This window comes from Enterococcus hirae ATCC 9790, assembly GCF_000271405.2.
GTDB classification, from domain to species: Bacteria; Bacillota; Bacilli; order Lactobacillales; family Enterococcaceae; genus Enterococcus_B; species Enterococcus_B hirae.
This window is the reverse complement of record NC_018081.1, coordinates 2,705,178-2,726,221: the sequence shown is the minus strand read 5'-3', so window position 1 is coordinate 2,726,221 and position 21,044 is coordinate 2,705,178. Positions and strand designations below refer to the sequence as shown.

Genomic DNA, 21,044 nt, shown 5'->3' with positions numbered 1-21,044 from the left:
TTTACCTCCCAATCGTCTGATCAATCAATCCTAAAAGTTCCTGACTGGCTTTTTTGATATCTTTTTTTGACAAAATAGCAGATACGACAGCAAAACCTTGAATGGGAAGTGAGTGAAAAGCTGGGATTGTTTGCTGATTGATTCCACCGATCACAATGATTGGAAGCGAGATTTGCGCACAGATTTTTTCTAATTCTTCAGTTGTGACATGCATTGCATCTGGTTTGGTATCTGTAGGAAACATTGCACCGACTCCTAGATAATCCGCACCATTTTTTTCTGCTTCGATGGCTTCTTCAACCGTTTGTACTGAAACACCGATTAGTTTATCTGGTCCAAGATGCTTACGAGCTATAGTTAAGGGTAAGTCATTTTGACCTATATGGAGACCGTCTGCATCACATGCCAGAGCAATATCAAGGCGGTCATTGATGATCAAGGGAACGTTATATCTTTTGGTTAATCGCTTTATCTGTATGGCTTCTTCGTAAAACTTTCTAGAATCTAACTGTTTTTCTCGGAGTTGGACAGCAGTAATGCCTCCTTCAAGTGCTTGTGAGACAGCTTCTAGCAGTGTATTGGTAGTGAACAAGAGTGGATCTGTTACTAGGTAGAGCCGGTAATCAATCATCGAATGCAATATAGTCACCTCGTTCTGATAAGGTTTGATCAGTTAGTTTACTTATTTCATCTATTAAATGAGTACGTAAACTACCTGTTCCGTTGGTTTTTGCCTTTTCAAAAGCTAATTCACCAGCAACACCCATTGCAATCACGCTACTTACGGTTGCTTCAAAAAAATCATCGGAATAACCACCACAAAAAGTAGCAATTAGGGAATCTAACATACAACCAGTACCAGTAACATGGCGCATTGCAGCACAACCATTTTTTACCTGCATCGTTCGAACACCATCTGAAACGATATCGATTGCGCCGGTTATGACGATGATACAGTGAAAAGAAGAAGCTAGTGTTCGTGCAATATTGATGACTTCAGTTTCTTTTTTTTGATTCACAAGCGAAGTGTCTACTCCTTTAGCTGAAGTTTGAATACCTGCTAGACAAAGGATTTCTGAATAATTTCCACGAATGACTGTAAAATGGATACTGTTTAATAACTTTTTAGTCACATCCATACGAAATTGAGAAATACCCACACCGACTGGATCGAATATGACCGGAATTCCATGCTTGTTCGCTTCTTTGCCAGCAAGAATCATCGAATCAACGGTTTGTTCATTCAAGGTTCCTATATTGAGAACGAGTGCATCCGTTTTAGCTGTTATTTCTGCTACTTCTTGAATCGCATCAGCCATTATCGGAGAACCACCAATAGCTAAAGTAATATTGGCACAATCATTGACTGTTACATAGTTCGTTAGATGGTGAACCAACGGATTGCATGCACGAATTTGTTGGATAATAGTTTCGAATGATGACATAAAATTACTCCTCTTCAACGGTATTTTGGTAAAGCGAGTAGAAATGATTCGTAGGACCATGTCCTTGACCGATCGCCAACGAATGTTGGATTGCAAGTGTAACGTATTTCTTTGCTTCACAGACAGCCTGCTCTAAGGATTTTCCTAGAGCTAATTCAGAAGCAATAGCAGAAGATAACGTACACCCTGTCCCATGAGTATTTTTGGTTTCGATTCGTTCAGCAGTAAAATGATAGACTTTCTTTCCATCAAAGAGCACATCGGTAGCTTCACCAGATTTATGCCCACCTTTGATTAAAACAGCTGTTCCACTATTTTCGTAGATGGTTCGTCCGACTTGTTCCATATCTGCTATTGATGAGATCGTACATTGTGCAATTTTTTCTGCTTCTGGGATATTAGGTGTAATCAAGTTAGCTAAGGGAAGAACTGTCTGGATCAGTGTATCAATCGCAGTTGGCTCCATCAACGCATTGCCGTTTTTAGCGTACATCACTGGGTCTAAAACAATATTTTGTGGTTGCCATTTTTTTAAACTTTCGGTCACTGCAAGCATTGTTTCTTGGCTAGAAAGCATCCCAATTTTTACAGCGTCGGGAAAAATGTCTTCAAAAACCGCATCCATTTGATCTTTGATGATTTGAGGGGAAATATCTTGGTAGGTCAATACACGAACCGTATTTTCAGCTACGACTGAGGTGATAACCGACATTCCATACACTCGATGAGCAGAAAAAGTCTTTAAATCGGCTTGTATACCCGCACCACCACTACAATCTGATCCTGCAATACTAAGCACTTTTTTCATCTGTAATCCTCCTTAAAATAGAAAAAGACATTCCCCTAGAAAGAAGAATGTCTTGTTTGTTTTGATTTCGCATCAACAAAAAGGACATTTGCTCCCTACGCTGGTATCAACCAAACAGGTTCAAAGGGTCAGGTTTTACCTTCTCAACGCAACAGCGTCCCCCTGCAAACAAAATCATATTTTATTACTTTTTAATCATAGCGGAAATAGTTAGGAGATTCAAGAGCAGATAAAGGAAACAGGTGAGAAGCGGAACTGCTCTTACGTAACTTCCGTTTTTGTCATTGCTAAATATCCATATGAATCAAGTGATCCGCAATGGTGTCGGTAGTAATGATGGAGTCAACCAGTTGATTTTTACAAGCATAATAGATTCCTTGCCATTTCGCATCATCATAAGCAATAGCGATGGTTTCAGGAATCGCTTTAAGCTCTTCAAGACTTAGGCCAACCACATGCTTATTGATTGGATGATTTACTTCTTGCCCATCTTTATCATAAAAACGGGAGTTGATGTCCCCAACTGCACCAATCCCTCTTAATTGTGCCATTTCTTTTTTATTAGTATACCCGATTTCTTCCATCGTGTTGAAATGATCAGGGGAGGAGATACCGACAAGTGCTAATTCGACTTTTTTGGCTTCAGAGAGAATTTTATCAATGTAGATATTACCTTCAAATTCTTGACGGATTATCTCATTAGAAACCAGTGCTGGAGTGTAAAGATATTTTGAAGAACCACGCGTCTTTCGAGCAAATTCATGGCAAAGTTGATTGGAGTGGATATCAAAATGATCATATCCCATGCCGCCAATTAATGGAATGAATGTTGTATCAGGATAATTCTCAAATGGAAATTGAGTAACTAAGCTTTTGATTGACTTTCCCCATGAAATCCCGATTGTTTTCGCAGCTGCAATCTTATCTTTTAAAGAAATTGCTGCAATTTGTCCAACCATTTTCTCGATTTCTGGATAAGATAGATTCGTTGTGTCCACCACTTTAACAAAAGATAAGGCAAATTTTTTCTCTAGTTCGGTTTCTAATTCAATGGCATAGATATTTTCACTATTAATAAAAAATTCAATGAAACCTGCTTTTCGAGCATCAATTAACCATTTAGAAATGAGTGAACGAGAGACTCCCATTTTCTTAGCAATCTGTGCTTGTGTCAGACCTTCTTTATAATATAAAGTTGCTACTTTCACCATGTTTCTTTCTTCAGACTTACTCATTTTTTCCTCCAATTGATCGTTTCACTCCAGTTATTCACTTCACTTAAATAGATCAAGTCGATCGGGTAATCATAACTGTCATACATTTAATAAAAAACATTTCCATTTTTAGTGTACTTTATTTTTTCAAAAAAATCAATTGACATTAATTTTGTCAAATGATATATTCTTGGCGTGGTATCATATGACAAATGAATTGTCTTTTGATAAAAGCGCGCAATTTGATCTTAAAAGGAGGAATGGGATTTGAATTTTCTGGTGAAGTTGTCAGATGGCTTTATGGGAATGTTTCAAGCTGGAGCAGATACTTTTGTTGGATTTTTAACGACGATCGTTCCGCTGTTGATTTCTTTGATTCTTTTTGTAAACGCTCTAATAAAAATTATCGGAGAAAAAAGAGTATTTGGATTCATGCAACGATGTACGAAATTCACGTTATTACGTTATACATTGATTCCGTTTTTAGCGTGTTTCTTTTTAACAAATCCAATGTGTTATACATTTGGACGATTTTTAAAAGAAGAACACAAGGCAGCTTACTATGATGCAACGGTGTCAATGCTTCATCCCATCGTGGGATTATTTCCTCATGCAAATTCAGCTGAACTATTTGTTTATCTTGGTGTAGCAGCTGGCTTTGGTAAAGTGGGAAATCAAAGTGAATTAGGTCTAAGGTATTTATTGGCTGCTTTTATGATTATCTTAGTACGAGGAATCATTACAGAAAAAATTGCTCGTTTCTTAACACAAAGAGAAGCAAAAAAAACAACAGAGGCATAGACGAAACTGAGAATGGAGGTAGAGATGGAAGCGAAAAAACTAATTATCCATAAAGGAAATGGAGGCTGGGGAGGACCATTAACCATTCCGTTAAATGATGAACGTAAGAAGTACGTTATCAGTGTAACCGGTGGTGGTATTCATCCCGTCGCTGAAAAGATTGCGGAATTAGCTGGGGTAACAGCGGTTGATGCATTTAAAAATCCAGTGGAAAAAGAAGAAACCTTGTGTGCAGTCATTGATTGTGGCGGAACAGCACGCTGTGGAACGTATCCAAGAATGAAGATCCCAACAATCAACGTAAAATTGCAAGCGCCTTCTGGGCCGTTGGCGAAATTTATGACAGAAGATATTTTTGTTTCAGGAACAACGATTACAAACATAGAAATTATTAGTGAAAGCGAAGCTGCACAAGTACATAATAAAGAAGATAAGAATGAAAAAACATCAAATATCAACACAAATAAACCGGAAACAACTACAGAAATAACAAAAGAAACCACTGAAAAGAAAAATCATAGCAATAAAAAAGGTGGGATTTTTGGCTTGATCGATACCATCGGACGTGGTGCGGGGAGCTTTATCAATATCATGTATCAAGCAGGGCGTGAAACGATCGATACCGTGCTAACAAATATTATTCCATTTATGGCTTTTGTTGCAACTTTGATTGGTATTATCAACTATACAGGAATTGGGGATATTATTGCGAAGTTTTTGTCACCTTTAGGCGGTAGCTTACTTGGCTTAGTTCTATTAGGTGCTATTACTAGTTTGCCGTTTTTATCTCCTTTATTAGCACCAGGGGCGGTGATTGCTTCGGTGATTGGTTTATTGATCGGAACAGAGATCGCTAATGGTACAATCCCGCCACATTACGCTCTACCAGCACTGTTTGCTATCAATTCACAAGTTGGCTGTGATTTTGCACCCGTAGGAATGACTTTGGGAGAAGCAAAACCAGAAACGATTTCTAATGGTGTGCCAGCTGTGTTGTTTTCGCGAATTTTAACTGGGCCGATCGCAGTTATCATTGCGTATGCCTTTTCAATTGGATTATAGAATAGGAGTGAAAAAATGCAACCTAAAAACATAACGTTTGGCTATTTAGCTGAGAAGAAGAATGCAAAGATCAAGGAAATACCGATGCCTGAATTGGCAGAAGATGAATTGTTAGTAAAACAAGAAGCTTGTAACATTTGTACAACTGACTATCAACAATGGTTAGGACTTAGAGAACATCAAGGCTATCCTATGGCTGGCGGACATGAATGTTCAGGAATTGTCATAGCAAAAGGCAAAGCTGTCGGCGATACCTACCAGATCGGCGATCGAGTCAGTGTACTTTATGATTATTGTGGTTACTGTGATGAGTGTAAATTTGGTGAAATTACGAATTGTGAAAACAAACGGCAATTTGGAAAGAATTATTCAAAAGAGTTTTATGGGATTTTTGGATTTGCGAATTATTTTGTTCGTAAAGCCAAGAGCTTCGTCAAGATGAGACCAACTTTATCTGCCTCAGAAGCTGCTTTTGTCGAACCCTTATCCTCCGTCGTTCAAAATATGAAAAAATTACGAATAGTGCCTGGGAAAGAAACGATCGTGATCATCGGTGGAGGAACAATGGGACTTCTTAATGGACTAACAGCACGAGCAATGGGCGCAAGGGTCATTATTTCTGAGGTCATGCCTAAAAAGTTAGCTCTGATCAAGGAATTAGGGTTTGAAGCGATTGATGCAAGTCAAAACGATCCAGTCCAAAAAGTCAAAGAACTCACAAATGGGAGAGGGGCTGACAGCGTCATTGTCGCAGTTGGATCAACTTTGGCGATGAATCAATCCCTTGAGATGGTGAAAGAAAAAGATGGGAAAATCTCGATTTATGCTGCGGGTTATCCTGCGCCTGAAATGGCTATCCAGCCAAATACGATTCATTATATGCGTCTCGAAGTGATCGGTACGTATGCTTCCACATTAGAAGATTTTTATGACGCAGCTACACTCCTAAATGAAGGGCGTGTCGATGTATCAAAATTGATCGAAACCAAAATTCCATTAATGGATATTCAAAAAGCATTCGAGATCGCTAGTACCCCAGGAAGCTACCGGGTATCAGTTGTATTAAATGAGGAGGGGAATAAAGAATGATCAAATGTTTAGCAATCGCAGATTTATTTATTGATCGAGAAATGATGGAAGAAGGCTTAAAAGATTTAGCGACAAAAGGAATTTCTGTAGACATCAAAGAATGGCGGCATTCTGATTTAGATAGTCTGCAAAAAGGTAATATCAAGATTGAAAAACATGGGTGTGATGCAGTCGAATTACCAGAGTATCTCTTAGAAAATATTGAAGAGTATCAGTGGATCATTACTCAATTTGCACCGATTGGTAAAAAAGTGATCGAACGGGCGGAAAATTTGGAATTAGTTGGCGTACTGCGAGCAGGTACAGAAAATGTCGCTGTTAGCTATGCCGAAGAAAAAGGAATTGCTGTTTATAATACTCCTGGCAGAAGTAAGACTAGTGTGTCGGAATTTACTGTTGGTTTGATTTTGACAGAAATTCGAAATATCGCACGAGGAAATCAAAAATTAAGAGAGCATCAGTGGCAAAAGTACTATCCTAATGGGCTATTAGCACCTGAATTAAAAGAGTCAACGATTGGGTTAATTGGTTATGGCGAAATTGGCCAACGAGTTGCTCATTTGTTGCGACCTTTTGGATGTAACATTCTTTTCTTTGATGATTATTTTGATGGTACGTCCCCTGATACTCAAGTTAGCTTAGAGGAACTGGTGGAAAAAGCAGATATCTTTTCGATGCATTATCGATTGACTCCTCAAACAAAACATATGATCAATGAGTCGCATTTCAAGAAAATGAAACCTTCTGCTGTTTTCATCAATAGTGCCCGTGCTGGATTAGTCAATGAACAAGATTTGATTCAAGCATTAAGAAACAAAGAGATTATGGGAGCGGCAGTGGATGTTTTTGAACAGGAACCATTACCCGCAGACCATCCTTATCTAACATTAGATAATCTCACGATCACTCCTCATATTGCGGGCTCGACAATTGGTAATTTTGCCAATTCGCCTAAAATATTAGTGAACCGAATCTTTAGAGAATATTTATAAAAAACATAAAAAATTGAATGAGTGGAGGAAATACATAAGATGACTTTATATGGTGAATTACAATTAAGAGAAAAAACAGGAAATCCAATCAAAGTGGGTGTAATTGGTGCAGGACAAATGGGCAGGGGAATGATTGCACAAATAGCGTCAATTCCAGGGATGATCGTAACAGGGATCAGTGACTTGTCCCTTGATTATGCACAAAAAGCGAAAGAAGCGTATCTAGCTTCGGCAAAAGTTAAAAATGATGTCCTTATTTCAACAGATGCTAAAGAAATTATTCACTCTGATTGGAATGAAGTAATCGTAGATGCTACTGGTGTACCTGAAGCAGGAGCAAAAATTGCGCTTGAAGCGTTATTAGCAAAAAAACATCTTGTCTTATTAAATGTTGAAATCGATATCACTATTGGACCTTTGATGCATAAACTCTATGATTCAGCAGGGTTGATCTATACAGGATCAGATGGCGATGAACCTGAAGCAACCACCGAATTATTTGAATTTGCTTCGTCTATGGGGATGGAAGTCTTAGTTGCGGGAAAAGGCAAAAATAATCAATTGAATATTTCCGCAAATCCGGCAACTGCTGAAAAAGAAGCTCAGAAAAAACAAATGGCTCCTCACATGCTAGCTGCTTTCCAAGATGGAACAAAAACAATGGCTGAAATGAATCTTTTATCAAATGCGATTGGCTATATCCCTGACAAGGTAGGTATGCATGGTTTGAAAGGGGATCTAGATTCTGTCATTACTTCGTTAGATTTAAAAGAAAATGGTGGTGTCTTATCTCAATTTGGTGTAGTGGAATATGTGGATGGTTTAGCGCCAGGCGTCTTTGTTATCGTTAAGGGGCAAAATAGCGAAGTAGCTGAAGAAATGAATTACTTGATGAAGAAAGGGGAACGGGATCATCATATCTTATATCGCCCGTATCATTTAGCAAGTTTAGAAACACCAATTACGATTGCAAAAGCTGTCTTACAACAAGATCATGCCATTGTTCCATTAGGCGCCCCAATTTCAGAAACCGTTGCGGTAGCGAAAAAAGATATTCAACCTGGGGATCATTTAGATGGAATCGGTGGTTTTTGTGTCCGAGGAGTACTTGAGACCCACGAAGAAATGAAGCGAGAGGGACATATCCCGATCGGACTGATCTCTGGAGAAGTAGTAGCAAAACGTTTTATACGGGCGGGTTCTTTCTTAACTGAAGATGACGTTGAACTAGATGCCAGTACCACTGTTTGGCAGTTACGTCATTTACAAGATACGACGTTATCATAGAAGGAGGAGAAAACCATGCACACAACAAAGATTGTTGAGGTTGGTTCTTTAGTGGAAGAATTTGCGGCAGAGTACTTAATGATTCTTTTCGGACAACAGGTACCACCTGAATTAAAAGACATCTGTGTGGTCCATGACAATCATGAAACGGCTAAAAATGTCATCAAAACAGGGGATATACTGACCATCGGCAACCAAGAATATGAAATCAAAGAAGTTGGCAGTGAAGCCAATCATAACTTTGAAACCCTCGGTCATATCTCCATTTATTTCCGCACAGGAGAAAACGAAGTCTTGCCAGGAGCAATCGTTGTAGAGCCTCAAATCTTTCCAGAGTTTGCGATTGGGGATACCATCCGATTTGGAGAACCACAATAAGGAGTCGCTAGTTGTTGAAGAACGGCTGGGATTGTTCCTGATCGTAGTAAAGAACTAATGTGTTTGATAGTATATCAATAACTGCTAGATCAGAAGAAAAAAACTAACTCTGCCTCGTGAAAATTTAGGTAGAGTTAGTTTTTGTTTGATAACAGTTATCGTTTTTTCTTTTTTACAATATACAGTAAAAAGACAATAATGAGGACGAGAGCGAAAATAATACCTCCAGCTAGCCAAAGGAGCCAATTGTTTTGCGGCTCATCCTTTGTAGTAGATATATTTTGTTCATTATAAGTTGCAGCTGTTTTTTGCGAAATAGTAAAATTTATCTTTTGCTGCCAATTGATTTCCTTGTTTTTGACATTCGTCATTAGCTGATAGGTTCCTGGTTCGAATTCTTTTCCTTCTAAAAAAATCAAATAGTCCGTGCCGCTGTTAGGGGCGAACGAAATGGGTTGAGTCCCAGTTAGTACTGGGGTTTGTTGTTGTTCTTTTTTGATCTCATAGTGTATACGAGCACTAGATAGATAAGCAGCATTAGTATTTTCCAAAGTTGCTTTGATGGCATTTCTCTGGTTGATTTGGGTAGGTGCTGCTTTTTTTAGTTCTAAGTTCGGTTGGATTTTGTTTAGTTGTGTTTTAAGTAAGACAGCAATCTCCCGAGAAAAGACATGTTGGATATTTCCTTGTATATCTTTTTTTGGTTCTTCTTGGAGATAGAGCCCACCCGCAATTACTCCATCAAAATCTTTTTCTGGCATTTTGATGGTTAAAGGAATCTTTTTTTGTTCATGTCCCGCAAGAGTAAACTTTTGCTTATCAACAGAAACAATTTTCTCGATATCGATGGGCAAATTATTAGGACGATCTTGATTTCTACCAGAATATTCAACAACGCCTAGTTGATTGGTCTTTGCACGATTAAAGGACGGAATGATCGTGATCTCAGTTTCTTTTAGATTCGTGACTAAGACATTCAAAGTCGATTCCTGTCCAGGTTTTAGTTGTAGATCAAAATAATTGTCGTTTGTTGATGGTGTTGATTCATTGACTTGTATTTGTGCATCAAAACTTTGTAAGGATTCGCCGTAGATGTTAAGATTTCCCATCAGTAGAAAGAAGAAGGGTAGTATCCAAAACCACTTTTTCACGATCATTCCTCCTTTCTTAGTTGGTTGGACTGAATGAGAAAGTCCAATTTAATATAGTAGTATATTGTTCGGCTACTTTATTTGTATTCGCTGGAACAGATAAGCTGAATTGATTGATCGCTAGTGCAGTATCACCCGAGTTTTGACCTGCGGTTGCATCTAAAATCGTAGCATCTTGATTGAATACTTGGATCGCTAATTCATCGTTTTCATAGGCACTGGTAGGGGCTAATCCTAAGTTATTTGTAAGTGCGCCAAAAGATAAATTGAGCTGTGCACCTGATAGCTCAACATCATCCGCTGTTTTGAACTGGTCAGTTTGAGATAACTTAACTGTCCATGTAGCTGCAGGATTTCCTCGGTTGTCTCGAACAGCTACGGTTCCAGTAGTAGGTGTAGAGCCGGTTTGTTCACCTGTAGCAGTAGCAATCCAGTTTTCAGCAGCTGCAGTTTGCAAGGGATGATCCCCAAAGTCTAAATTAGTTGGTATACCGCCAGCATAGTCAAATTCAAGTGCGCCTTCCACATAGGCCACTTCTCCTTGGGTTTGTGAATCAGCAAAAACGAGAGAACTTGAAAACAAGCTGATCCCCAAGACAAAAAAAGATAACGTTTTCTTTTTCATTTCTTCTTCCTCCTAAATAAATTACGGTGTATCCGATAAGAGCCATTCCACCATTGTTTGGTAGGTTCCCTTTGTTTTCAGACTTTCTTTGGGAACCGCTAATGAGAACTGATTGATTGCCAATTGGACTTGACCAGGATCAGTTACACCATTTAATTTGAGTAATGTTTGTTGCGTACCTATAGATAGAGGGACCATTTGATTAGCAGTACTTGTGATCCCAGTGATAGGAAAGGTAGTTGTTAAATCTGCTGTTGAGATTTGTAATTGGGACGTTAATTGATTGGTTCCGTTTTGCCAAGGACTAAGTTGTTGGACTTTTATTTGCCAATTTTTTACAACTGTCCGTGTATCAGTAATCGAAATCGATCCGGTAGTTACTTGATTGTTATTGGTGGCTACTAAGTGCTCATCCTGTTGGGTCTGGATCAAGTGCTGACCAAAGTTCAAGTGAGTCGGCAAGCTTGTGGTCTGCCAAGTGAGTGCTCCAGCTGAAAAATAAACAGGTGTTGTACCAGTAGTAGGTCCTAACTGAATCGTCGACTGATCTGTTTGAATAAAACCGCCCTTAAAATTAGCTGTTAGATCTTGGGTCAATTTGGGCGAAGATAAAAGAAATGATAGCGAAACACTCGTATTACCTAAAATCGAAGCAGCAACCAAATTTTTACTATTATCAGAAGTTGGTGAATTTAAACTCGTAATAAATTGAGACAAAGCTGTGACAAAGGGGGACAATAATGTTCCTAAAACAGTACCAATCAGCGGTAAAGCTTGGACGATCGTTAATAAATTTTGAATCCGATTTTTTAATGTCGTTGTCAGGATGGGTAATAGCCCTTGACTAATCGCTACGCCATACTGAGTGCTTGAGCGTGGGACGATAGCTAGAGTAAGATTCTGGGCACCAAAAGTTTCCGAACGTAATTCTGACAATGCCTGATTAACCGCTGTTTTATTTTGTGTGGAAACTAAAGGTGAGTTGACGATCAACGAAATCACAGAGGTTATGGTCGGCAAAATCAATTGTAAAGGGGACTGACTAAGTGGCACAGTAACAGTAGTTTGAACAGTCGCATTCCCATTAGGTTGGATATACCCGACCATTTCAGTCGGTGCTTCTAAAATGGCATATTTATCGCCAGTTGTGATAACACCAGCGCTGATGCCATTTTTTCCTTCAATGAGAAAAGTGACAGGGACATTTACTCGGTTTAAAAAAGGCGCATTTGGACTGGTTTGACTGTTATTAGTTGCGGTAGTCGTACCAAATAAATTTAACGAAACTGCTTGAACAACATTTGTTTGTGCAAGGACTGACAGAAGTGTCAATAACAGAAAGATTACTTGTTGAATCTGTTTTCTTTTTTTGTGAAGCATCGTGCCCCCTCCCTAATGAGTGAACCATATTAACTCGACAAAAAATTGGCGAACGCTAAAATGATTGCAACTCTGATTAATTAAACTATAGCAATTTTTCGGAAATCTAGCTAATCAAAAACTCATTTTTTTCTAATTTTTATAATAGAAATCCATATTCTACAGTTTTTTCAAATGAGGAATGTTTCTATTTATCTTTAATATGATGCGTTTAAAATGAGGGGGAGCCAAGAAGGATTTTCCAAAATGAAAATTAAAAGAGATGATTTGAGAAAAATGGATAGTTGGATCTAGCACTTACATCCATTTTTCTGTTTCGTGCGTAAAGGTCGAAACAAAAAAATACGCCCTAAAAATTGTCGTTTTCACGTACAACTTTTGGAGCGTACCTCATTATAGAGTCTTTGAAAAAGAGACTTTGAAAAAATAATCCGATGCATCACAACCTTCGTCCAATATTAGTTAACCGAAAGCGAAGAAAGCCAACTTTTTGCGGCAATTAATTCAGCCTTTGTTAATTGATGACCAGTAAACGTTTCTTGCAATGTGAGGTGAGCTTTTTGCATTTCAAAATCTTTGATCAGATTCGTAATCGCTATAGAGGAGACGATTGGATCGGTCTTGCTGTAAGAAAGCCAGATCTGAGTATCAGTCATTATTTTTGCTGGATAATTGACGTTTAAAGACATTGGATGAAAAAGGATTCCTTTTCGCAGCTCAGTATTTCTCGATAATAGCAAGTGAGCAGCGATATTCGCTCCATTGGAATAGCCTACGATCACCCAGTCATGTAACGAGATGTTTTCTTTTTGGCTAACTGCTGAGATTTCATGGTATAGAAGCGCTGTTTCTTCTGCTAAGCTCTGGTAATCGAATTGATTCAACCCATTCCGGCGAAAGAAGCGATTCATTCCGTCTTCTTTGATTGAACCACGAAAAGAAAGAATCGTAGCATCCGGTTCAAGGAACTGGGCGGTTTCAAGTAAAGAATATTCATCGCCACCTGTACCATGAAGAAGGAGTAAATTTCTACTTGTTTGTTTTCCCGCTTGAAAAAAATATTCCATGATTTGACCTCTTTTTCTTGAAAGTTATGTTTCTTGAAAACGACTGTCTGGATAGAAAGAAGATCATTCTCGTTGTTGGTTGGCATCCTGAGTATCGAAGGGACGAATGTACGCTTCGATTTCTTCTCTTTTACTTTCGAGTTGTGGTGGGAGTGATAGTTTTTCGCCAGCTGTATCTGCTGATTCATCTCCAAAAAAACCAGGTCCATCTGTTGCTAATTCAAAGAGAACGTGGGTGGCAGCTAAGAAGTATTCTGATTGGAAGTAGAAGCGATCCACAAACCTTGAACTTGGTACGTTTATCTGATTGATCACATGGATCCAGTGACGTAAGGCTTCTTCATCAGCGACACGCAAGGCAAGGTGATGGATATTGCCGAATCCTTCGATTGCTTTTGGTAAATCTGCTCGCTGTTCAACAATGATGCTTGCTCCATTACCGCCTTGACCGACTTCAAAGAGCGAAAAAGCTCCTGTTTGATCAGTAAGTTTAAACTCTAAAGTCTGTTCTAATAGTAACTGTAATGGTTCCATTTGACTCACTCGGACAAAAACTGGACCCAAGCCTGTAATTGCATATTCTGATGGAATATTGCTGTTCTTCCAAGGAGTACCACCAGCAACACCTGTATTGTTTTCATCAGAAATCAATTGATAGAATTGATGGTCAAAGTCTTCAAACTCCAGATATTTTTTAGAAAAACGTTCCTTGATCGCAGAGTGAAGAACATTCTTTTCTTCAAAGCGTTTGAACCAATAAGTCAATGCTTCATCAGTTGGTACTCGAAAGGACACTCTAGAAATCGTATCCGTTCCTTTACTTCCTTGAGGTTGATTAGGAAAAGCGAAAAAAGTCATGTCAGTTCCAGGGGAGCCGTATTCATCTGTAAAATAAAGGTGATACGTTTCGATATCATCTTGGTTGATCGTTTTTTTTACTAAGCGCATTCCTAAAATATCCGTAAAAAAACGATAAATTTTAGTGGGACTTGAAGTCATAGCGGTAACATGGTGGATGCCTTTGATTTGAGTATCCATGGGAGTTCCTCCTTTGAACTTACAAAAAGTAAGTGTTGTGTTAGTTACAGTATAGTGAGTGGAAACGTTTCTGGCAATTATTCTGTTTGACTCTGCTCTTTTGTAAACACCAAAAAATCCGTTTCACAATAGTTTCCTATTTTTGAAACGGATTTTTTTAGTTTGAACGGACATCAAGTAAGGAATAGTTGCGGACATCAAACCGATTTCTACTAGATGAATATTCGATGGGCTGACCATCTTTTAGATAAACGACTTGTTGCACATCCAAAACAGGATCTATTTCCGAACAATTCAAGTATTCCTGATCAAAGTGCGTACTTTTATCTGCTGAAATTGCTCGATAGGCGCCTGCAAAATGAAGATTTAGATCTTGGTGCAAGTAATCATAGATAGAAGAAAGCAGATGTTCTTTTTTTAGACCTGGAACTAAATGTACAGGCATAAATGTATGTTCCAAAATATAAGGTGCGTTGTCTAAAATTCGTAGACGGTGAATATTATAAACCGGTTGTTCGGCACCAATCATTAGTTTTTCTTGAATAAATGGGTTCGGAAACTCGACATCAAATTGAATGATTTGACTCGTCAGTGAACGATGACGACGCTTCATTTGATGACTGAGTCCCTCATACTCATTGGCAGGGGAGGTATCTTTCTCGATAAAAGGATGATCTAAAATTTTGGTTCCAGCCCCTCTTTGCGAATAAACTAATCCTTCCATAGCCAGAATATTGATGGCTTTTTTGATGGTCATTCGACTTGCGCCAAATTCTTCGACTAAAGTGATCTGATTAGGTAAAAAACTGTTTGGTGGATATTCTTTTGAACGGATTCTTTCCCTTAAAACATTTGCGATTTCTTCATATTTTGGCACGTTATTCACCTCGTATTGAGTATAACGAAAGTTATTTCGTTCGACAAGAAAGAAATAACGAAGTTTAGTTGTTGAATCACTCATTTCAATGAAACAAGCATGAACAAATCAATTCACATCATTCCATGTTTTGACTGTTCATGCTAGATTATAAAATTTACTTAATCTCTATTAGAAAGAAGATGATTTGCTTCACAGGTGAGTAGATAAGGCTTTACACAACGTCTAAATCAGGTTGTTTATCTAATACTTTTAAGAATGGGTACCAAATAAAAGCGACGATCACAAAATCGACTACTTGTAAGAGACCGCCTAGCCATGAATTGGTAGCTAAAACACCACTAGCAATGATCGGCACAGTCCACGGAACTGAAACACCAGTAGGCGGAGGAACGATGCCAGCTGCCATCATCAAGTAGTTGAACGTCGTCACGACCAAAGGAGCAACGACCCAAGGAATCAAAATGGTTGCGTTCAATACGATTGGTAGACCAAAAATTGCAGGTTCATTGACATTGAAGATTCCAGGTGCTAGCGCTAAACGACCAACATCACGGTATTGTTTTTCTTCAAGACAAAAGCCATCAATAATACTACTGCTAACGTCATTCCAGAGCCACCGATACCAACGGTAAAGGTTTCCATAAATGGTTTTGTGATGATATGTGGTAGTTCTTTCCCATGCTGATAAGCTTCTAAATTATCAAGCATCAATGTATTCCAGATAGGGTCCATAACAGAATTAACAATAATTTGACCGTGAAGACCAAAGAACCACAAAAATTGAACAAAGAATAAGGCAATCAACGTGGCAGGTAAACTACTACCTAAACCAGTTAGAGGTTTTTGGATAACTTCATAGACTAAGTCATGAAGGTTCGCATTGAATACGCCAGTCATGACAGCGTTGATGATCAAGAAAACAGTCAATGTGACTACAGCTGGAATCAAAGCGGCAAAAGATTTCGTTACTGCAGGTGGTACGCCATCAGGCATTTTAATTTGCCAACCACGTTTGGTGATTCGACAGTAGATTTCCGCAGCTAAAAAGGCAGCAATCATTCCAATGAACATTCCTTTAGCACCTAGACGATCAAGTGATAGGACACCCGAAACTTCTTCACCACCAGCTGTTGTCATCACAAAAGGTGTGAGAATCAAAAAGCTTGCGAATGAAACAGCGCCACCAAAAATACCTTCTACATCATATGATTTTGATAAATAATAGCCGATACCAAATGTAACAAAAACGGACATGATACTCATCGTCGCATTTTGACCATTACCAAAAAGGGTGCTTAACGTGCCTTTGGTACCATCACTGAAGAACGGTAGATTATTCACAACGACCACAATTGATCCAAACATTGTTAGCGGAAATGACAACATAAATGCATCCCGTAACACAGTTAAGTAACGGTTTTGCCCTAAAAGATTGGCTAAGGGCATAATTTTTTGAGAAAGTTTATCCATAAAACCATTCATTTTTTTCACCTCAAATTTATTTTGCAATCGATTACAAACGTAGTATAACGTCTGTCTGTTTAAATGTCTAGTCATTTTTATAAAAAGTATTGATTTATTTTTGGTGATTGTTTATGATTACGGTAATTACTAAAAGAATTGAGGGATTATGAAATGAAACACTACGATTTTCCAAAGAATTTTTGGTGGGGAACTGCCGCAAGTGGACCACAAACAGAAGGCAGAATCAAAGGAGATGGGAAAGGAGAAAACATTTGGGACTATTGGTATGATCTAGAGCCAGAAAAATTTTTCAATCAAGTTGGTCCTGAGAAAACCTCTCAAGTTTACACGAAATATCGAGAAGACGTTCAATTGATGAAAGAGACAGGTCATAATACTTTCCGAACATCCATTCAATGGAGTCGTCTATTCCCTAAAGGAAAAGGAGAAGTGAATCAACAGGCTGTATCATTTTACCGCTCATATTTTACAGAATTACTGGAGCAGGGAATTGAACCATTTGTCAATTTATATCATTTTGATATGCCTTTAGAATTACAACAAACGGGTGGCTGGTTGTCTCGTGATACGGTTGACGCCTATGTGGCCTATGCAAAAACCTGTTTTGAGTTATTTGGGGATTTAGTAAAGAAATGGTTTACCCATAATGAACCGATTGTTCCAGTAGAAGGCGGTTATCTCTATCAGTTCCATTATCCTAACCATATCAATCTAAAAGAGGCTATTCAAGTTGGTTTCCACGAAAATTTGGCAAGTGCCAAAGCAATTGAAGCCTATCATAAGATGGGACAAAAAGGAGAAATTGGAATCATTTTGAATTTAACTCCTAGCTACCCGCGAGACGAAACAAACCCTGAGGATGTCAAGGCTGCTAGAGTCGCTGATGCTTTTTTCAATCGTTCTTTTCTTGATCCTGCAGTAAAAGGAGAGTTTCCATCAGAGTTGGTTGCTATTGTGAAAGAATTAGCGATAATGCCAGAGATGGGGCCCGATGACTTAACGATTATCAAAGAAAATACGATTGATCTATTAGGAATCAATTATTATCAACCTCGGAGAATCAAGGCAAAAGAAACACCGCTTGATCATCAGAATGGACCAATGCCAGAAGATTATTTTGATTATTATGATATGCCTAATAAAAAAATGAATATCTATCGTGGTTGGGAAATTTATGAAAAAGGGATCTATGATATCTTGACGAATACGAGAGAGAACTATGGCAATATCAAATGTTATATCTCTGAAAATGGTATGGGTGTAGAAGGGGAAGAACGTTTCGTTAACTCGGAAGGCGTGATTGAAGATGATTATCGGATCACTTTTGTCACAGACCATCTGAAATATGTGCATCAGGCAATCCAAGAAGGAACGAATTGTGTGGGTTACCACATGTGGACTTGCATGGATAACTGGTCTTGGACGAACGCTTATAAAAATCGTTATGGACTGATTGCTGTCGATCTAAACCAAGACGGTAAACGGACGATTAAAAAGTCGGGCCATTGGTTTAAAACCGTAGCCATGAAAAATGGGTTTGAAGCCTAAAAAGTTTTGTAAATAGTTTTTAGAATAAAAACGAATGAAACTGGGACAAAAAGTTGTGAAGTACAAAGGTCATAATCGCAATAAACGATTTTATTATTTTTACCAATCTTCAGAAATTTCGGCTTATCTGCTCATTTCTTGAAAATAAAAACTTTTTGTCTCAATTTCATTGGTTTATTACATAAAAAATGGTAGGAAACAATACTAAAAAGCAGTGTGAACCGACACAGTTATCCAAACTAGTAAGAACATGGATACGAGTGATTAAAATTTGTTGCAATTTACAAAAACTGTCGATAAAGAAAAGGAGATCGAATGGAAAAAAACGAAGGTTTATTTAATGTATATTTTAAAGCAGATCGAGTGGACTATGGAAAAAATGGTTATGAATCTATCAATTTAAAGAATAACCCGAATTTGATGTCAGATAGTATTTATTTATATAATCTTTTATTCATGAATAAGCCGGCATTTGTTCCAAGGAATTGGGAACAACACCAAGTTAAGAAACCAAACGACAGTAGAAAAACAAATCTATGATTTGTATCAAGAAAGTCCAGCTTGGTGCTGTGAAAATTTACGAGCGATCCTCGTCGATTATGCTGGGTTCAAGAATATAAATTTAAACCCAATATATAGACCTGAATTATACTCTTTTCAAGCGGATGGGGATTCTGATAAATGGAGATTACTGGGTAAAGCACAAAAAATAACGGATTTTTATACAGGTATCGCTTCAGATTTAAAAAAAATATTACCTAAAGAACTTCAACAAAAAGAATCAGTGGATAAGGAAAGCCAGACTGAAATATTAACAGAATCAACAGTGAGCGAGCATAAGAAGTTAAATAATAATATGATGGATTTAACAGAGACAGACGGAAAGAAAAGGTTATTTCCTACCACGGATCATTTTGAACCGAAAAGTAATTTAGGACAAATGAAGCCGCTAGAAAAAAAACTGCGTATGACTCAGATAAAAGAAAAAGCAAGCCAAGAAGGTCACAGCTCTAATGAAAGAAAACCGCATGAACAAGTTCAAAGACAAGCGAATCGCTAAGTTTGGTCAGTGCTAGTAAATTAGTTGTTCCCTTAAAATAATCGTGCTACACTGATTGTAAAGGAGGCGGTTTCAATGGCAGACACCTATAAAAATATATTAGTAGCAATTGATGGATCAGAAAAAGCAGAAAAAGCCTTTTCTGAAGCAGTTACAATTGCAAAAAGAAATCAGGCAAAGCTACACATTTTGTACGTAAACGAAGTAACGGGTAACTATTTCGGTGATTTTGCATTTGTTACAACGAACTTACAAGAGGAATTAGATGAAGTTGCAGAAAACCAAATGAAAGAGCATCGCAACTTAGCAATTGAAAAGGGACTAACTGATATCGAGACGTATATTTTGTATGGATATCCGAAAACATTGATTGCAAATTTCAATGAATCAAAGGAAAAAATTGATTTGATTGTTATGGGGGCTACAGGATTGAATGCCGTGGAACGTGTCTTAGTTGGGTCAACTACTTCTTATGTAGTCACACATGCACCGTGCAATGTGTTGGTAGTAAAATAACGTCACTCGCTAGTTAGTGAGAGGATGCTAGAACTGAGCAGTACACTGAAGAAGCAAATAAAAAAGTAAGCCGAAGAAGCTGAGCATCATCTCTTTTATGTCAGTATTCTTCGGTTTTTTGTCATGCTTTTTCTTTTTGCTTTCCCTTTTTTACTAATCAGCAAATGATTAGTGGATGGAAATGCCTATTTATATACGATTTGATTCCTTAAAGTAAGAAGTGGTATAGTTGTGTAGAATAGGGAATGAGTTGGAAAAATAAAAAAGGGAATGAAGCGTATGAACGACCAATATGTACAAGTCATGACGATCGCGGGATCAGACAGTGATGGAAGTGCAGGAATGCAAGCAGATATGCATACTTTCTTTACCCGTGGCGTCTATGGTGTATCAGTTATGACGGCTTGTGTGGCAGGAAATTCTTATGGGATCGGAGCAAGTGTGACCTTACCAAGTGCGTTCATTGATAAAGAATTTTCTTTGATCGCTGAAGACTACCAAATAAGAGCGGCTAAAACAGGTATGTTAGCTGATGCAGAATTGATTGAAACAGTAGTTAAAAATTATCAACAGTATAACTTCGGTCCTTTAGTGGTCGACCCGGTAATCGTGACGAAGCATGGAAATCTATTATTAGAAGAGGCTGCTTTAAGTAGTCTGAAAGAAAAACTAGTACCGTTAGCGACTGTCTTGACGCCGAATTTCTATGAAGCAGAGAAATTAACTGGAAGAACCTTAACGACAGATGAAGATTATGTTCAGGCCGCTGTTGACTTACAGGCAATGGGTGCCAAAAATGTGATGATCAAAGGATTTCATACGAAAGAAAGTAATCAAGAAGAAGTAAGAGATTATGTGTTGCTGGAATCTGGACGATCATTTTGGTTAAGTGCAGTCTTTTATCCGACAGATCGAATCAACGGTACAGGAGACACATTGTCGGCTTGCATTGCTGCAGAATTAGCGAAAGGAAAAACAGTAGAAGAAGCAATCCGAACGGCAAAAGACTATGTCAATATTGCAATTGGTGAAGAAATCATTGTCGGTCACAAGTATGGTCCCATCAATCACTGGGCAGCAGAAAAGCAACTCTCAGCAAAAAACTGTTCTTCAAAGAAGAATCAATAGCTATCTAAAAGAATCGTTTTTTTTGCTTTTATAATTTTTCAAAAAAGTATAAGTGAATCATATAAATAGCTGGTTAAAGTAACCGAGAAA

Annotated in this window: 20 protein-coding genes, 1 pseudogene and 1 riboswitch; of the genes and pseudogenes, 10 read left to right on the top strand and 11 right to left on the bottom strand. The window is 38.1% G+C overall.

What is annotated here, in order from left to right:
* Position 1 precedes the first annotated feature (1 nt).
* The 4 genes from thiE to EHR_RS12875 all read right to left on the bottom strand — a co-directional run bounded on the left by thiE (position 2) and on the right by EHR_RS12875 (position 3,488).
* The gene (thiE, locus tag EHR_RS12890) at positions 2 to 631 is read right to left on the bottom strand and encodes a thiamine phosphate synthase (RefSeq protein WP_428829666.1); all 630 of its coding nucleotides are present in this window, start codon (positions 629 to 631) and stop codon (positions 2 to 4) included.
* Positions 624 to 1,445: a hydroxyethylthiazole kinase gene (gene thiM, locus EHR_RS12885; RefSeq protein WP_010737298.1), complete on the bottom strand. Its 822-nt coding sequence runs from the start codon at positions 1,443 to 1,445 to the stop codon at positions 624 to 626. The genes thiE and thiM overlap by 8 nt, the downstream gene beginning before the upstream one ends.
* Positions 1,446 to 1,449: 4 nt before the next feature.
* Entirely contained in the window at positions 1,450 to 2,253 is an 804-nt protein-coding gene (gene thiD / locus EHR_RS12880; RefSeq protein WP_010737299.1) for a bifunctional hydroxymethylpyrimidine kinase/phosphomethylpyrimidine kinase, read from the bottom strand.
* Positions 2,254 to 2,328: 75 nt separating this feature from the next.
* A riboswitch (TPP riboswitch) is annotated at positions 2,329 to 2,427 on the bottom strand.
* 113 nt (positions 2,428 to 2,540) lie between these two features.
* A complete protein-coding gene (locus EHR_RS12875; RefSeq protein WP_010737300.1) occupies positions 2,541 to 3,488 on the bottom strand; it encodes a sugar-binding transcriptional regulator in 948 nt (315 codons plus the stop codon).
* A gap of 246 nt (positions 3,489 to 3,734) precedes the next feature.
* Here EHR_RS12875 and srlA point away from each other — a divergent pair, with 246 nt between their 5' ends.
* Genes srlA through EHR_RS12845 form a run of 6 tightly spaced genes read left to right on the top strand, consistent with a single transcriptional unit; the run spans position 3,735 to position 9,076 of the window.
* Positions 3,735 to 4,268, top strand: a complete 534-nt coding sequence (srlA, locus tag EHR_RS12870; RefSeq protein WP_010737301.1) for a PTS glucitol/sorbitol transporter subunit IIC — start codon at positions 3,735 to 3,737, stop codon at positions 4,266 to 4,268.
* 24 nt (positions 4,269 to 4,292) lie between these two features.
* A complete protein-coding gene (srlE, locus tag EHR_RS12865; protein ID WP_010737302.1) occupies positions 4,293 to 5,330 on the top strand; it encodes a PTS glucitol/sorbitol transporter subunit IIB in 1,038 nt (345 codons plus the stop codon).
* Positions 5,331 to 5,345: 15 nt separating this feature from the next.
* Positions 5,346 to 6,419: a zinc-binding dehydrogenase gene (locus EHR_RS12860; protein WP_010737303.1), complete on the top strand. Its 1,074-nt coding sequence runs from the start codon at positions 5,346 to 5,348 to the stop codon at positions 6,417 to 6,419.
* Positions 6,416 to 7,411: a 2-hydroxyacid dehydrogenase gene (locus EHR_RS12855; protein WP_010737304.1), complete on the top strand. Its 996-nt coding sequence runs from the start codon at positions 6,416 to 6,418 to the stop codon at positions 7,409 to 7,411. Before EHR_RS12860 ends, EHR_RS12855 begins: the two co-directional genes overlap by 4 nt.
* 39 nt (positions 7,412 to 7,450) lie before the next feature.
* The gene (locus tag EHR_RS12850; protein ID WP_010737305.1) at positions 7,451 to 8,698 is read left to right on the top strand and encodes an NAD(P)H-dependent oxidoreductase; all 1,248 of its coding nucleotides are present in this window, start codon (positions 7,451 to 7,453) and stop codon (positions 8,696 to 8,698) included.
* Between the two features lie 15 nt (positions 8,699 to 8,713).
* Entirely contained in the window at positions 8,714 to 9,076 is a 363-nt protein-coding gene (locus tag EHR_RS12845; RefSeq protein WP_010737306.1) for a PTS glucitol/sorbitol transporter subunit IIA, read from the top strand.
* 155 nt (positions 9,077 to 9,231) lie between these two features.
* On the opposite strand, the gene EHR_RS12840 is transcribed toward EHR_RS12845, so the two are convergent.
* The 7 genes and pseudogenes from EHR_RS12840 to celB form a co-directional block, all read right to left on the bottom strand.
* Positions 9,232 to 10,233 (bottom strand): WxLIP family cell surface protein, encoded by a 1,002-nt coding sequence (locus EHR_RS12840; protein WP_202605293.1) that lies wholly within the window; start codon positions 10,231 to 10,233, stop codon positions 9,232 to 9,234.
* 10 nt (positions 10,234 to 10,243) lie between these two features.
* A complete protein-coding gene (locus tag EHR_RS12835) occupies positions 10,244 to 10,852 on the bottom strand; it encodes a WxL domain-containing protein (protein WP_010737308.1) in 609 nt (202 codons plus the stop codon).
* Positions 10,853 to 10,873: 21 nt separating this feature from the next.
* Positions 10,874 to 12,232: an adhesive domain-containing protein gene (locus EHR_RS12830; RefSeq protein ID WP_010737309.1), complete on the bottom strand. Its 1,359-nt coding sequence runs from the start codon at positions 12,230 to 12,232 to the stop codon at positions 10,874 to 10,876.
* Between the two features lie 458 nt (positions 12,233 to 12,690).
* Complete coding sequence (locus tag EHR_RS12825) at positions 12,691 to 13,299, bottom strand: alpha/beta hydrolase (RefSeq protein ID WP_010737310.1); 609 nt, start codon at positions 13,297 to 13,299, stop codon at positions 12,691 to 12,693.
* A gap of 63 nt (positions 13,300 to 13,362) precedes the next feature.
* Entirely contained in the window at positions 13,363 to 14,337 is a 975-nt protein-coding gene (locus tag EHR_RS12820) for a VOC family protein (protein WP_010737311.1), read from the bottom strand.
* A 157-nt stretch (positions 14,338 to 14,494) separates the two neighbouring features.
* On the bottom strand, positions 14,495 to 15,214 hold the full coding sequence (locus EHR_RS12815; protein WP_010737312.1) for a GntR family transcriptional regulator: 720 nt from the start codon (positions 15,212 to 15,214) through the stop codon (positions 14,495 to 14,497).
* 214 nt (positions 15,215 to 15,428) lie between these two features.
* Positions 15,429 to 16,699: pseudogene (gene celB / locus EHR_RS12810) on the bottom strand (PTS cellobiose transporter subunit IIC).
* A gap of 153 nt (positions 16,700 to 16,852) precedes the next feature.
* Here celB and EHR_RS12805 point away from each other — a divergent pair.
* The 4 genes from EHR_RS12805 to thiD (EHR_RS12785) all read left to right on the top strand — a co-directional run bounded on the left by EHR_RS12805 (position 16,853) and on the right by thiD (EHR_RS12785) (position 20,954).
* Positions 16,853 to 18,250, top strand: a complete 1,398-nt coding sequence (locus EHR_RS12805; protein WP_010737313.1) for a glycoside hydrolase family 1 protein — start codon at positions 16,853 to 16,855, stop codon at positions 18,248 to 18,250.
* Between the two features lie 472 nt (positions 18,251 to 18,722).
* A complete protein-coding gene (locus tag EHR_RS12795; protein ID WP_223603422.1) occupies positions 18,723 to 19,310 on the top strand; it encodes a hypothetical protein in 588 nt (195 codons plus the stop codon).
* Positions 19,311 to 19,385: 75 nt separating this feature from the next.
* Positions 19,386 to 19,826 (top strand): universal stress protein, encoded by a 441-nt coding sequence (locus tag EHR_RS12790; protein ID WP_010719609.1) that lies wholly within the window; start codon positions 19,386 to 19,388, stop codon positions 19,824 to 19,826.
* 279 nt (positions 19,827 to 20,105) lie between these two features.
* Complete coding sequence (thiD, locus tag EHR_RS12785; RefSeq protein ID WP_010737316.1) at positions 20,106 to 20,954, top strand: bifunctional hydroxymethylpyrimidine kinase/phosphomethylpyrimidine kinase; 849 nt, start codon at positions 20,106 to 20,108, stop codon at positions 20,952 to 20,954.
* Positions 20,955 to 21,044 lie beyond the last annotated feature (90 nt).

Excerpts from the sequence above, each read along its gene's own strand:
- thiE (WP_428829666.1), bottom strand. The coding sequence starts at position 631 with ATGATTGATTACCGGCTCTACCTAGTAACAGATCCACTCTTGTTCACT.
- thiM (WP_010737298.1), bottom strand. The coding sequence starts at position 1,445 with ATGTCATCATTCGAAACTATTATCCAACAAATTCGTGCATGCAATCCG.
- thiD (WP_010737299.1), bottom strand. The coding sequence starts at position 2,253 with ATGAAAAAAGTGCTTAGTATTGCAGGATCAGATTGTAGTGGTGGTGCG.
- EHR_RS12875 (WP_010737300.1), bottom strand. The coding sequence starts at position 3,488 with ATGAGTAAGTCTGAAGAAAGAAACATGGTGAAAGTAGCAACTTTATAT.
- srlE (WP_010737302.1), top strand. The coding sequence starts at position 4,293 with ATGGAAGCGAAAAAACTAATTATCCATAAAGGAAATGGAGGCTGGGGA.
- EHR_RS12860 (WP_010737303.1), top strand. The coding sequence starts at position 5,346 with ATGCAACCTAAAAACATAACGTTTGGCTATTTAGCTGAGAAGAAGAAT.
- EHR_RS12855 (WP_010737304.1), top strand. The coding sequence starts at position 6,416 with ATGATCAAATGTTTAGCAATCGCAGATTTATTTATTGATCGAGAAATG.
- EHR_RS12850 (WP_010737305.1), top strand. The coding sequence starts at position 7,451 with ATGACTTTATATGGTGAATTACAATTAAGAGAAAAAACAGGAAATCCA.
- EHR_RS12845 (WP_010737306.1), top strand. The coding sequence starts at position 8,714 with ATGCACACAACAAAGATTGTTGAGGTTGGTTCTTTAGTGGAAGAATTT.
- EHR_RS12840 (WP_202605293.1), bottom strand. The coding sequence starts at position 10,233 with ATGATCGTGAAAAAGTGGTTTTGGATACTACCCTTCTTCTTTCTACTG.
- EHR_RS12835 (WP_010737308.1), bottom strand. The coding sequence starts at position 10,852 with ATGAAAAAGAAAACGTTATCTTTTTTTGTCTTGGGGATCAGCTTGTTT.
- EHR_RS12830 (WP_010737309.1), bottom strand. The coding sequence starts at position 12,232 with ATGCTTCACAAAAAAAGAAAACAGATTCAACAAGTAATCTTTCTGTTA.
- EHR_RS12825 (WP_010737310.1), bottom strand. The coding sequence starts at position 13,299 with ATGGAATATTTTTTTCAAGCGGGAAAACAAACAAGTAGAAATTTACTC.
- EHR_RS12820 (WP_010737311.1), bottom strand. The coding sequence starts at position 14,337 with ATGGATACTCAAATCAAAGGCATCCACCATGTTACCGCTATGACTTCA.
- EHR_RS12805 (WP_010737313.1), top strand. The coding sequence starts at position 16,853 with ATGAAACACTACGATTTTCCAAAGAATTTTTGGTGGGGAACTGCCGCA.
- EHR_RS12790 (WP_010719609.1), top strand. The coding sequence starts at position 19,386 with ATGGCAGACACCTATAAAAATATATTAGTAGCAATTGATGGATCAGAA.
- thiD (WP_010737316.1), top strand. The coding sequence starts at position 20,106 with ATGAACGACCAATATGTACAAGTCATGACGATCGCGGGATCAGACAGT.